We start from the raw sequence: 13338 nt of genomic DNA on the forward strand, positions 1-13338 counted from the left end.
ATACTGGCTATTCACGATGATACGGATGGTTCGTCGTGATGCTCCATGCGCGATACAGGCTTTCTGCAACCAGAACGCGCACCAGTGGATGCGGCATCGTCAGCGTGGATAGCGACCAACTTTGCTCGGCAGCAGCCTTACATGCCGGTGCTAATCCCTCAGGACCGCCGATGAGAAGGCTAACATCACGTCCATCTTGCTTCCAGCGTTCTAGCTGCGAAGCAAGCTCTGGCGTATCCCACGGTTTTCCAGGAATATCGAGCGTGACGATACGATTACCTTTACCCACGGCGGCTAACATCATCTCGCCTTCTTTTTCCAGAATACGTTTGATGTCGGCATTTTTACCGCGTTTTCCTGCCGGAACTTCAATCAGTTCGAACGGCATATCCTTAGGAAAACGTTTGAGGTAGTCGGTAAATCCCGTTTGTACCCAGTCTGGCATTTTGGTACCCACGGCGACCAGTTGCAGCTTCACCGATTAACTCCAGAGCTTTTCCAGTTCGTACAGGCGACGACTTTCTTCCTGTAAAACGTGAACAATCACGTCGCCCAGATCGACCACGATCCACTCGGCGCCGTTTTCGCCTTCGATACGCGGAGGCAATAGGCCAGCCATACGTGCTTCTTGTACTACGTGAGTAGCAATAGAGTGCACATGGCGGCTAGAAGTACCGGTGCATACGATCATGCAGTCAGTGATGCTTGATTTGCCAGCGACATCAATAGCGACGATATCCTGAGCCTTCAAATCATCAATTTTATCAATAATAAATTCTTGGAGCGCTTTACCTTGCAAAGGTTCCCCCTCGGGTTGGAGCTAGTATTGCTCGGAATAACGTTTTCAAATCAAATCGTTTATTCGGGCAATCAAATCTTTAAAGTTAGAACCATGGCATATCACATAACGAAATGGATTCGGCTGTGATATCGGTTCTGCGAAAATAGGCCGCGGAGTATAACACGCGACCAGAGCTAACGGTACAGCCCCTGTAATTCGATATAGCGTTGAACCGCACGCGGGAGAAGGTCATCACAGCTGATGCCTTGATGACGACGCTGGCGAATATCAGTAGCTGATATAGCAAGTAGAGGCGTATCAGCGAGATAGATACAGCCATGGGGTTGCTGACTGAGTTGTGCAGCACCATAAACGCGATGTTGCTCGAGCCAGTTTTGCAGCTCAGGCGTATCTAGACGATCGGAATATCCCGGACGCGCACATACCAGCAAGTGGCAGTAATGCAGGATCTCTTCCCAACGATGCCATTTATGCAGCGTCAACAACGAGTCTTGGCCGATGATAAAGGCCAACGGTGCCGCCGCACCTCGCTCTTGGCGAACTTCAATCAACGTATCAATGGTGTAGGAGGGCGTAGTGCGGTGCAGCTCCCGTTCATCAACCGAAAATAGCGGATTGCCAGCGATAGCCAGCTCAACCATCGCTAGACGTTGCTGCGCATTGGCCTCTGGCTGAGGACGATGCGGAGGAACATGGTTGGGCAATAGAGTGACATTCTGCAGGCCAACTTCCTGCGCCATCGCGGTGACCGGCTTAAGATGCCCATAATGAATGGGATCAAAAGTACCGCCAAAGAGCGCGGTTAAGCGATGTTTAGCGGCAGCCTGAAGGTGTTCATTCGGCATTAAGCATGCTCTCCGGCAACGATTTTCCGCAAAGCAGCAGCGTCAGTGACTCCAGTTCACTCCACACGGATTGACCGTAGTCTTGTTTGAGAACGACTTCAATGTGTGACAGCAATGCGACGGCCTGATGAAGCTGATGAAGACTAAGAAGCTGTAACGCCTGAGTCATCGCTGGTCTACGGTTCTGCCAAACTTTGTGCTGATCAAACAGATTGCGCAGTGGGGTATGGCTCATCTGGCTTTTTAGCGTCATCAGCAACAAAACTTCGCGTTGAACGGTACGCAGCAAGATCACAGGCTCCATGTCTTCTTGGCGTAGCTGCTGCAAAATATGCCATGCACGTTTGCTTTTACCAGCAAGAATGGCATCTACCCAGTGGAACGGTGAAAAATGAGCCGCATCACTAACGGCTTCCTCAACGCGAGGTAGCGTTAATTTTCCGTCTGGATAGAGCAACGAAAGACGTTCTAAAGCCTGAGATAACGCCAACAAATTGCCTTCATAGCAGTAGCAAATCAGCTGGTTGGCCGCTTCGTCTAACTGCAAATTCATCTGTTTGGCTCGGGTGGCAACCCAGCGCGGAAGCTGGGCTTGCTCTGGCGTTTGGCAACTAACCATAACCGCATTTTGACTCAGCGTTTTAAACCATCCGGCATTTTCTTGTGCTTTGGTTGGCTTATTACCCCGGATAATCAACAGCAGATCGGGATGCAGCAAGGTAGACAGCTTTGTTAGCTGTTCTCCGATTGCGGCATTAGCGCCGTTTTCGGGCAACGTCAGAGAGATAATTTGGCGGCTGGCAAACAGGCTCATCGCCTGAGAAAGGCTAAAGATACTTTCCCAATCGGTATGAGCATCGAGTGCAAAGGTGAAGTATTCAGTAAAACCATGCTCTTGAGCCTGTTGGCGAATAAGATCAAGGCTTTCCTGTAAAAGCAACGGCTCGTTGCCCATAACTAAATAACAAGCGCGCAGCCCCTCACGGAGCTGCGCGGCAAGTTGCTCAGGATAAACGCGAGTCATTGTGCGCTAATACTGCCTGTAGATTTAATCGCGGTGGTTGGCACAGTGGTATCAGTGCTGACTGAATTAAAGTCATTGGCACTTTGCACCTTTGGCGCAGCCACTTCAGCATTCATGCGATTGTCGTTGTTTTGCAACTCGGCTGCATGAACAGAAAGCAGTTTACGAACCAGCTGCTGTGCCGCCTGATCGCGCATTTCCTGACGGATCATATCCTGCTCGGCATCTTTTGCCAGTGCAGTTAATGGGTTGTCGAAGAACGAACGATAAACACGTACGGTCAATGGATAGAGATCGTGTCCACGTACCAGTACCTGCGCGTTGACACTCAGCACCATCTGATATTCAGCCGTTTTACCATCTTTAAAGATTGACACGGTTTCTTTGGACTCACCGCCGCCAACAATACGCAGTGATGGCAGCTTATCCGAACCATCGGCCGCTTTTGCCGCCGTCGCAGAGTTATCCACGATGCTGGTGCTGCTAGCAGAGCCCGTCGTTTTCGAGTCGTCAGCTTTAGGATCGACGATAGTAATACCGCTTAGACGGAGCTGTTCACGAATAGAACGTGACAGTGGGCCATACGGGTCGCTAGTGTCAAACGTGATTTTCTGGAATTCGGTTGGCACCGACGTGTTGCCACGCAGATGGAAACCACAACCGGCGGTAAGAACCGCCAGCCCCAGAACAGCAACTTTTAACAACGACGTCATAGTACGATGTCGCACAATTCCTCCTCGGCTCAACCTACAACTAGGTTCAGCAGTTTACCCGGAACGTAAATCACTTTACGAATGGTCACGCCGTCGAGATATTTAGCGACCTGAGCTTCTTGACCTGCAAGTTCGCGAACCTGCTGTTCAGTGGCATCAGCCGCAACGGTTACCTTGCCACGGACTTTACCATTAACCTGAACCACGATCAGCTTAGAATCTTCTACCATCGCTTTTTCGTCGGCTTGTGGCCACGGAGCAACGTCGATATCGCCTTCGCCGCCCAACGCCGTCCACATTTCGAAGCTGGCGTGCGGGGTGAACGGATACAGCATACGAACCACGGCCAGCAGAGCTTCCTGCATCAGCGCACGGTCTTGCTCGCTCCCTTGTGGAGCACGAGCCAGCTTGTTCATCAGTTCCATAATTGCCGCGATAGCGGTGTTAAAGGTCTGACGACGGCCAATATCATCGCTGACTTTAGCAATGGTTTTGTGCAGATCGCGACGCAGCGCTTTTTGATCTTCGTTCAGGTTGGCAACGTTCAGTTCAGCGCATGCGCCTTTTTGGGCATGTTCGTAAACCAGTTTCCAAACACGTTTCAGGAAGCGGTTCGCACCTTCAACGCCTGATTCCTGCCATTCCAGCGTCATTTCAGCCGGAGAAGCAAACATCATGAACAGACGAACGGTATCTGCGCCGTAACGCTCAACCATGACCTGAGGGTCGATGCCGTTATTTTTAGACTTGGACATTTTGCTCATGCCAGCATAAATAACTTCACGGCCTTCGTTATCAACGGCTTTGGTGATGCGACCTTTTTCATCGCGCTCAACGGTGACGTCAACAGGAGAAACCCAGTTGCGCTCGCCGTTTACGCCGGTGTAGTAGAAGGCATCAGCCAGAACCATACCCTGACACAGCAGACGTTTAGCTGGCTCATCAGAGCTGACCAAACCGGCATCGCGCATCAGTTTATGGAAGAAGCGGAAGTACATCAGATGCATGATGGCATGTTCGATACCACCCACATACTGATCAACCGGCAGCCAGTAGTTAGCGGCGTCTGGGTTCAGCATGCCTTCATTGTACTGAGGGCAAGTGTAGCGTGCGTAATACCATGAAGATTCCATAAAGGTATCAAAGGTATCGGTTTCACGCAGCGCTGGCTGGCCGTTAACGGTGGTTTTTGCCCAGTTAGGATCGGCTTTGATTGGGCTTGTGATCCCATCCATCACCACATCTTCAGGCAAAATAACCGGCAATTGATCTTCCGGCGTTGGAATGACGCTGCCGTCTTCCAGAGTGACCATTGGGATTGGTGCGCCCCAGTAACGCTGACGAGAAACACCCCAGTCGCGCAGACGATAGTTTACTTTACGCTCACCAACGCCTTTCTCGACCAGCTTGTCAGCGATGGCGTTAAAGCCAGCTTCGTGGCTCAAACCGTCAAATTCACCGGAATTGAACAGAGCGCCTTTATCGGTCATGGCTTCTGCATGAACGTCAGGCTCGCTACCGTCTAGATTCAGGATAACGGGCTTAATCTGCAAACCGTATTTGGTGGCGAATTCCCAGTCACGCTGATCGTGAGCAGGAACGGCCATCACGGCGCCGGTGCCGTATTCCATCAGAACGAAGTTTGCTACCCAAACCGGCAGTTTTTCGCCAGTCAGTGGGTGAATGGCAAACAGGCCAGTGGCCATGCCTTTTTTCTCCATGGTTGCCATTTCTGCTTCGGCAACTTTGGTATTACGGCACTCGTCGATGAATTGAACCAATTCAGGGTTGTTAATCGCGCCAAGCTGAGCCAGAGGATGACCCGCAGCGACGGCAACGTAGGTCGCACCCATGAAGGTGTCTGGACGCGTAGTATAAACGGTCACTTTCTCATCGCTGTCTGCAACGTCGAAAGTAATTTCGACGCCTTCAGAACGGCCGATCCAGTTACGCTGCATGGTTTTGACCTGCTCAGGCCAGTTTTCCAGCGTATCCAGATCGTTTAGCAGTTGGTCTGCATAAGCGGTGATTTTGATGAACCACTGAGGGATTTCTTTACGTTCAACTTTGGTGTCGCAACGCCAGCAGCATCCGTCAATAACCTGTTCGTTAGCCAGTACGGTCTGGTCATTCGGGCACCAGTTAACAGCGGAGGTTTTCTTATAAACCATGCCTTTTTCGTACAGCTTAGTGAAGAACCACTGTTCCCAACGATAGTAATCAGGATCGCAGGTCGCGATTTCGCGGCTCCAATCGTAGCCGAAGCCCAGCAGTTTAAGCTGGTTCTTCATGTATTCGATGTTGTCGTAAGTCCATGGAGCGGGTGCTGTTTTATTCTTAACCGCAGCGCCTTCTGCTGGCAAACCGAATGCATCCCAACCGATTGGTTGGAGAACGTTTTTACCCAGCATGCGTTGGTAACGGGAAATCACATCACCGATGGTGTAGTTACGCACGTGACCCATGTGGAGTCGGCCGGATGGGTACGGGAGCATAGAGAGGCAGTAATATTTCTCTTTACTTGCATCTTCGGTAACCTGGAAGGTTTTCTTTTCATCCCAATGGCGCTGGACGTGTGATTCTATGTCCTCTGGACGATATTGCTCTTGCATGGCAGCTGGGGGTCCTGTTGGTTAAAAACAGCAATACCTCTTATCTATCGGGGGCAGCGCTGTTGGCTGTTACCGAAAGACGTTGGGTATACGACTGTGATCTTTTAAAAAACGTTTTTTTATGAAGTTTGGCTTTAGTACCGATCGCCATAGAATAGCCGATAAGCGCGGCGTGCAACAACCAAGAAGCGTCAACAAGAGGGCAATTCTTTGTGATTAAGGACAAAAGCGTTGCGTTGCGATGTCGATCACAGCCTAAAGATCGTAGAGACTCAGGTATTTACGTCTAAAATGATTGTAGGTTAGGTTAAGGGTACGAATCAGATCACATTCACGTCACGCGGAGGTTTGGTATGAACAAGGTTGCTCAGTATTACCGTCAATGGGTCGCGGCATTAACCGAACGATTGAAAAACGGCGAGCGTGACATTGATGCGCTGATTGAGAGCGCTGAAAAGCACTTAAACAAAGCTGAAGATCTCACGCATGATGAAGTAGAACAGATTAAGCTTGCTGTGCGGCGCGATCTGGAAGAGTTCGCCCGCAGCTACCAAGAAAGCAAAGATGAGCTAACCGATAGCGTATTTATGCGCGTCATCAAAGAGAGCCTATGGCAGGAACTCGCCGATATTACCGACAAAACTCAGCTCGAATGGCGTGAGGTTTTCAAAGACGTCAGCCATCATGGCGTTTATCACAGCGGGGAAGTGGTCGGGCTGGGACATCTCGTCTGCGAAAAATGCCACTACACGCTTGATTTCTATACCCCTGAAGTTTTGCCGCTGTGCCCAAAATGCGGCCATGACCAGTTCCACCGTAAGCCGTTCCAGCCTTAGGTTTTAAGTTATGGCGCCCTAGTTCATGGCGCCATAACTAGCAGCTGCAGTCGTACTTCTTTCGCGAGTGAGAGTATCCTGCTGTTTGGCTTTGTATACGCATCGCGCAGCAATAAGCAATAGATGAAATGCTCGGGGGAAAATATGTGTGATTGGTTTATAATAAACAGTAATAAGGATATCAGTCGCATTGACCTATCAATTATCTCTGTATTTTGCATACCATAAAAAACATTGTGCTAATTTATATGGCATCGCTGGTGCTTTTTCTTTCACCCATTGTTTCATGCTGTCTTCGTCTTGAACTCTTACAGGACCACTAAATAGTGAAATATAATTTGTTGTAAGTAGATCCCCATTATAAATAAGCAATGGCTCATAAGATTCCCATGTCTCCGCATAAATAATAGACCAGTTATCCTCTTTAAAAGAGCTTTTCGCATTGCCTATTCTTATTTCTAAGTTCAGTATATCCAAATAGTGGCTTAAAATTTTTGTCATTTGAGGGTTATAGTATGGATATCATATTAGTTAATTGAATTTATTTAGTATCTTATCCATTAAATTAAACCATTGGATTTTACCCCCCCAAAACAACCAGCTCCATGTTACTATTGTTGAAATGTATTTATTGTCAAGGGTATGGGTTGTGCAATTTAATATAAAAATAAAAACAATTAAGGCGATGTAAAACATGACACCCATTGGAAATGATATTAGGACCATTCCAAATGTCATGATACTTATCAGTTCACTTATGTCATGATTTGAATGTAATACAGGCAATCGATTTAAAGAGAAAATTAAAATTGCAAAAGATAAGACGACCCACAATAATCTAATTAAAGTAATCCACCATTTCTTCATTATAAGATACCTTTGTACAAGTAATTTATTAGCTTTTTGAAATTATTTCCATTACATTTGTTTTTACATGTTTCAAATGCATCATTTGACCAGTCTTGACAATTTTTTGTTAGCCCAAGTTTCACCGGAAATAGCCAGTCAGGCAACACTGTATAAAACGGTCTTGGCCCTTTAAATTTCTCTTTCAAACAATTTCCGATGCAGTTATTATCGGGCTCGAGTGTATCGCACCGACCAGCACCATTTTTACTATCCTGACTCGCTTTTCCTGGTCCAAATATTCCATCCGAAGACCGTTTTCCCCGTTGATCCTGTCCCCCACAAATATATCCATTTTTTCCATCTGGAACGCAAAGATATTGATGGTATAAGGGGGTACCCCAAATATCTGGGCCACTTTTTTCACCCTCTCATCCGATAGAATGTAATGGTTTTATACACTTGAGTGTTTCTAAACCCAATGGGTCTATATTTATTATCGGATTAAGTGGATATATATACCCATTCCACCCACCACCTAACCCAATCGGATCCTGAGTAATATACTGTCCTATTTTTGGAACGTAATTGGCGTATTCTTAATCTAAGTATTCACTCTACACAAACCTCAGGTGATTTAGCTCCAATATTTGTTATAAAATAATGTGTCAAATCAATTTCACCAACAAAAAAAAGGTTCATACCATCTCCCTGTCCTGGTATTTCTCCATATTTACACCACACATTTTGTATATTTTTGTTATTCTCTGATACGATTTTCGCCACCTGTTTTATGGCCTTTAGTGTCAATGTTTTTTTAAACCTTTTTCCACCGTCGTGTGTTAAAGTAAAATAAGAAAAAAATAGTTATCTTCTACGTTTGTATATATTGATATATCCATCGCTGTGTTTGGGAAAAAATCCGGGAGCCATGTAAAAACTCCATCACCTTTTGGTATTGCCATGTAGTTAATGTAATGTTTACTTACGAGATCTTCATCTTTGTGTAAATAAAGATACGTAATTACACATAGAAAAACAACGATCATAATAGAAGAAAAAAATGCCATCATTTTTGATATATTATTTGAGATAGTCAGCATCTTGTAAATCCTTTATCGTTTTCTTATGCCCTGGATTAATATAATTAATACATCTATCTATCTGAACAATCCTGTGTTGATGGGCATGTCAACCCATGTTCATTTACAGCTAGGTCTTTTTTGTTATCTTCAATCATATCAGAGTGGGATAATTTTTCTCTTCTACCGTACATACCAAACAGATTTAATCCGTAATCTCTAATCTCTTTTTCATAACCCAGTTCTTTCGCTGCTCGACTAACACCAACATTATTTAACTTAGACACTCGACAAAATGCCATACAATGGAAAAATTGATCAGTATCGCCTAAATTTAATCTCTTAATATCATCATAAATATTAGATAATATATCCCATGCTTTTTGATGGTTTAGTTGTTCTTTTCTTCGTATTAACGCTACATCTGCGGGACTTAACCCAAATGGATCAATACCATGCACTGGGTTCAGCGGATACGCATAAAAATTCCATCCCCCCCTCAACCCAATCGGATCCTGAGTAATATACCGGCCTATCATCGGGTCGTAATAGCGATGGCGGTTGTAGTGCAGGCCGGATTCTTCATCGTATTGCTGACCTTGCATTCAGATTGGTTGGTGCCGATTTCCCCATTCATCAAACTCTGCATACCATGCTATGCCTCCGCCAACGTCGAGTTCTGGCAGTGACTGTTCCCGATAGCCGCAGTGGTACCGGTAGGTTTTCTCATTGTAACAAGCATCGGCTCACCATCCATTCCACTGTAAATAAGGATCTTGCTCATCATCAGTTGTTCATTATTAATCCTTTTGGGCTTCAGAAAGTTCGGGAACAGTTGAGAAAGTGATATTCTGCAATTTTAAATCCCCATTGTTTATAGATTGGAAATTAAAAATAATATTTTCATTCTTTTCTAAAGAAAATAAAATAATACAAAAAACATTACACTCTGTTGTCTTTGTATGTATACCTTTTAGGATAAAACAGATTGTCTGAATTTCTAGTTTTTTTATCTCACCATAGTGAGATTTTATCTTTTTAATTTCCTCAGGAATATTACGTGCAATCTTATTGCTCATGCTATGCATGAAGCTCAGTTCATCAGTGGACTTTTCCTGATTGAATTCAAGTTCAAATTTATAAACTATTTTTTTTATATTTATTTTCTCAGTGTAAATGGTTGAGATGCTCCATATGATGGAAAAAAAAGTACTTATTGAAGTTATTTTTACTAACCTTAAAACACCACTTTGATTGTAATACCATCCATTATCGTTGAAGTAATCAATCCCGATGAGCATTGCAAATATAGAAAAAATATTGGTAATGAAAGCATTATAATATATGAGATCATCGATATTTCTTTATTGATCCCATTATTGTTTTTTAAAAATATTATTTTACTCATTATTATCATCCTTATTTATATATGTTCCTATGTTATCACTAACTCCTTCAGACGTTAATCCTGTAGCATAGTCACCTACAATATTAGAAAGCAAAGGTATTTTCCCTAAAATACCACTTACGATCGTTCCTACTCCAGCCCCTGCGGCCCCGCTATTACTACTACTATTCAGATAAGCAATCCCTGAAGCTATTAATGTATTAGCCATAAGTGAGCGTCCAGGGTATAAAACACCAGTCAACGCAGCTGCGGTAGCATCTGAAGTTTTTACTTCTCCGTGTTCAACCCATTGATATGTCATATTTGATGCACAAAAAATTGTGCCACTTTTTAAAACATTAGGAATAGAGGCTGCCGGCCCAAAGATTGCAGTAAGCACAATATTCGGAGTGTCGATTGCCCAAGATTTTGTATAGTCAGCCCCAGGATTCCAAGCTCCTTTGGTTGATGCCATATTATTTAATGCTGTAGTAGATTCACCAGATGGCAAAATGCTCCCAGCTGATTGGGCTGCTTCACCATAGTCAATTCCGCCTATTGTTCCCATCGAGGAAAGTGCATCCCAGTTATCACTTAGGCCTAATGGGTCGCTTTGCTGAATCGGATCGGATGTATAATCATAAAAATTCCATCCCCCCCTCAACCCAATAGGATCCTGGGTAATATACCGTCCTATCGTCGGATCGTAATAGCGATGGCGGTTGTAGTGTAGGCCGGATTCTTCATCGTATTGTTGCCCTTGCATTCGTATTGGTTGGTGCAGCTGATGCGGGTTTTCTTCGCTTAGCGCATTGCCCCAGGCGTCCAGCGTGATGGACCACTCGATATCGCCGTTGAGGTTGATGAGCTGTTGTGGCGTGCCGAGGTGGTTGCAGTCGTACAGCTGGGCGGCGTAGGGCGTATCCGGCAACGGGTCGAGCAGGGTGGCCAGATATTCCGGGCTGAGCTGAACCTGACTGAGCCACGCGTGTTGTTCCTCGCTGAGGCGGTTGTCGCGTAGCGCCTGCTCGATGTGGTGCAGGGTTTGCTTGAAATCGGGCGGCAGGGTGATACCCACTTCCAGCTCAAGTTTGTCGGCCAGCGGAGTGACTGTTGGCGGCTTATCACCTTCAAAACGCAGCAGGGGCACAAAGCTGTGGGGCAAATAGACCGTGTGAATGCGGGTGCCATCGCGCTCGGTGAGCACCAGTTTGTCGCCGTCCCAGCCAAACCAGCTGATGTGCTTGGGCTGGTTGCGCTGCATGACCTGTTTACCGATGCGCCGCCCCAGCGGGTCGTAGCAGTAGCGGCCGCCGCGCAGGAGTTCACCGTCTTGATAACAGAGGTAGCTGACGAGCCGATGACTGCGGTCGTAGCGGTAGTTATGGACTTCGCCCGCGTCGTGCTTGCGGGTTTTTTGGCTGAGGTTGCCGTACTGGTCATACTGATAATAATAATGCGCATCTTCGCTCAGGCGATTACCCGGATGGCGCATGTCGGCCATAAAAGCTTCGGGCATGTAGCGGTTGATGAGCCGGTTGCCCGCAAGGTCAAGGTGGTAGTCCGCGCTGCGATGGGTGCTGTGCTCGTGGATGAGGCGGCCGGCGGCGTCATATTCATAATGCTGGGATGAGAGCGGGCTGACGATATCGCTCAGCTGGCCACGCGGCGTATAGCGGTATTCCTGTGCGCGTGGGTCGGCGTTGGGGGTACTGAGCGTGAGGCTGTGCAGCCGTCCGACCTCGGTATAGCTTGTCTCTAAGATACTTTCGCCAAAGCGGCGTTGCGTTTCTCGGTGTAATTTATCGCGGTCAAATTCCAACAGACTTTGCTCGCCGAGCGCTACGCCGAGCAGATGACCGGGGCCGTAGGTGTGCCAGTGCAGGGTGGGTAGGCCGTCGGGCGTGGTGAACAGCAGGGCGCTGTTAGCATCATAACGGTGCTGGATACGGTGCTGCCACAACACGCTGCCGTCGGGCGCGCTGACAATCTGCTGCTCTTGGTTAATTTGCCCGGACAGGTTGCGTTCGAACAACACGCTGACGGGGTAGCCTTCGCTGACGTGATGCGCGGCCATCAGCAGGCCGTCGAGGTTATATTCCCAACGTGTTATCTCGCTTTCTGTATTTTCTGTATCGTGACTCACTGCGTGGGTGCGACTCACCAATCGACCCAAAATATCATGCTGCCACTGGGTTATCAGGCCGGCATCATCGCTTTCTATTAATTCCCCAGCCGCGTTGTAGCGATAGCGCTGAACCCGTCCGTCAAAGCCAAATTCTTCCACTAAACGGTCCATCACGTCATAGCTAAAACGCATCTGGGCATCGTTTTCATTGGTGAGGAGGATAAGTCGGTCGGCGGCGTCATAGGCAAACTGCTGGGTGGCACCGCCGTGGGTGCGCGTGAGCAGGCGGCCGTTGTCATCGTAGGTCATGTCAGTTTGGCTGCCGTCGGGCTCGGTCAGCGTGATTAAATCGCCCGCGGGATTGTGGTGATACTGGGTGCGTTCACCGGCGCTATTTTCCGTGCTTATCAGACGGCCACGAGCGTCGTATGCATAACGTAAGGTGAGGCCCGCGGGGCGGCAAATCTCACTGCGCTGTCCCCAGCGGTCATAGCGGTATTCGGTGGTGTTGCCCGAGCAGTCGGTGTAGCGGGCCAGCTGGCCGCTGCGTGTCCACGTGAGGGATTTTTGCCCGCCGCCGGCATCGGTAATCGTACAGGGCTGCGAGCTGGCGTCATCGGCATAGGCATAGCGCACGGTGCGGTTAAGGGCGTCACTTTCTGCGGTCAGGCGGCCAAGCGCGTCATAGCTGCGCGTGAGGCGACGGTCATCGGGCAGTATCGTCTGGGTAAGTAAACCGTGGATGTTGTAGGCAAAGCGGGTGCGGTTGCCGTCGGGGGACACAATACTGGTGAGCTGACTGGTGGTAATATCGTGGGTGAACGCCGTTTTTCGCCCCAGCGTATCGGTTTGCGCCATCAACAGATAGCCCGCCACCTCGTTGTGACTTTCGCTGCCGTCGGCGTAGGTGCGTTTCACCACCCGTTTAAGGCCTTTTTCACCGGTGTAATAATAGGTTTCACTACGGCCCAGGCTGTCGGTCACGGTGGTGCTCTCTGCCGCGTAATCGAACTGATAATCCAGCCCGTTGGGGTTACTTTGGGTCACGGCGCGGCCTTGTGCG

General features: G+C 47.6%; 11 protein-coding genes and 3 pseudogenes. 1 reads left to right on the plus strand and 13 read right to left on the minus strand.

What is annotated here, in order from left to right; translation table 11 throughout:
• Window positions 1-7: 7 nt before the first annotated feature.
• The 6 genes from rlmH to leuS all read right to left on the minus strand — a co-directional run bounded on the left by rlmH (window position 8) and on the right by leuS (window position 5996).
• Window positions 8-478, minus strand: a complete 471-nt coding sequence (gene rlmH, locus BN1044_RS12510) for a 23S rRNA (pseudouridine(1915)-N(3))-methyltransferase RlmH (RefSeq protein WP_004096425.1) — start codon at window positions 476-478, stop codon at window positions 8-10.
• 3 nt (window positions 479-481) lie between these two features.
• On the minus strand, window positions 482-799 hold the full coding sequence (gene rsfS, locus BN1044_RS12515; RefSeq protein WP_025800650.1) for a ribosome silencing factor: 318 nt from the start codon (window positions 797-799) through the stop codon (window positions 482-484).
• Between the two features lie 176 nt (window positions 800-975).
• A complete protein-coding gene (gene nadD, locus BN1044_RS12520; RefSeq protein WP_072308986.1) occupies window positions 976-1647 on the minus strand; it encodes a nicotinate-nucleotide adenylyltransferase in 672 nt (223 codons plus the stop codon).
• Entirely contained in the window at window positions 1637-2671 is a 1035-nt protein-coding gene (holA, locus tag BN1044_RS12525) for a DNA polymerase III subunit delta (protein WP_072308987.1), read from the minus strand. The genes nadD and holA overlap by 11 nt, the downstream gene beginning before the upstream one ends.
• Complete coding sequence (lptE, locus tag BN1044_RS12530; RefSeq protein ID WP_072308988.1) at window positions 2668-3399, minus strand: LPS assembly lipoprotein LptE; 732 nt, start codon at window positions 3397-3399, stop codon at window positions 2668-2670. The genes holA and lptE overlap by 4 nt, the downstream gene beginning before the upstream one ends.
• A gap of 14 nt (window positions 3400-3413) precedes the next feature.
• A complete protein-coding gene (gene leuS / locus BN1044_RS12535) occupies window positions 3414-5996 on the minus strand; it encodes a leucine--tRNA ligase (protein WP_072308989.1) in 2583 nt (860 codons plus the stop codon).
• A gap of 353 nt (window positions 5997-6349) precedes the next feature.
• Between leuS and BN1044_RS12540 the strand changes: the two genes are divergently transcribed.
• The gene (locus tag BN1044_RS12540) at window positions 6350-6832 is read left to right on the plus strand and encodes a zinc ribbon-containing protein (protein ID WP_025800655.1); all 483 of its coding nucleotides are present in this window, start codon (window positions 6350-6352) and stop codon (window positions 6830-6832) included.
• 198 nt (window positions 6833-7030) lie between these two features.
• On the opposite strand, the gene BN1044_RS12545 is transcribed toward BN1044_RS12540, so the two are convergent.
• From BN1044_RS12545 to BN1044_RS12580, 7 genes and pseudogenes are all read right to left on the minus strand, one after another.
• Window positions 7031-7333 (minus strand): hypothetical protein, encoded by a 303-nt coding sequence (locus tag BN1044_RS12545; RefSeq protein ID WP_072308990.1) that lies wholly within the window; start codon window positions 7331-7333, stop codon window positions 7031-7033.
• 365 nt (window positions 7334-7698) lie between these two features.
• A pseudogene (locus BN1044_RS24210) lies at window positions 7699-8265 on the minus strand (RHS repeat-associated core domain-containing protein); the annotation flags it as partial.
• Between the two features lie 25 nt (window positions 8266-8290).
• Window positions 8291-8464, minus strand: coding sequence for a hypothetical protein (locus BN1044_RS23590; RefSeq protein ID WP_168780295.1), 174 nt, complete (start codon window positions 8462-8464; stop codon window positions 8291-8293).
• 56 nt (window positions 8465-8520) lie between these two features.
• Window positions 8521-8781, minus strand: coding sequence for a YbbD-related protein (locus tag BN1044_RS12565; RefSeq protein WP_072308993.1), 261 nt, complete (start codon window positions 8779-8781; stop codon window positions 8521-8523).
• Window positions 8762-9485, minus strand: a pseudogene (locus tag BN1044_RS12570) (RHS repeat-associated core domain-containing protein); the annotation flags it as partial. The pseudogene BN1044_RS12570 and the gene BN1044_RS12565, both read right to left, overlap by 20 nt.
• Window positions 9486-9560: 75 nt before the next feature.
• Entirely contained in the window at window positions 9561-9839 is a 279-nt protein-coding gene (locus BN1044_RS23370; protein WP_139130938.1) for a hypothetical protein, read from the minus strand.
• A 900-nt stretch (window positions 9840-10739) separates the two neighbouring features.
• Window positions 10740-13338, minus strand: a pseudogene (locus BN1044_RS12580) (RHS repeat-associated core domain-containing protein); the annotation flags it as partial.

The organism is Hafnia alvei (genome assembly GCF_900095695.1).
In the GTDB taxonomy this organism is placed as follows: Bacteria; Pseudomonadota; Gammaproteobacteria; order Enterobacterales; family Enterobacteriaceae; genus Hafnia; species Hafnia alvei_B.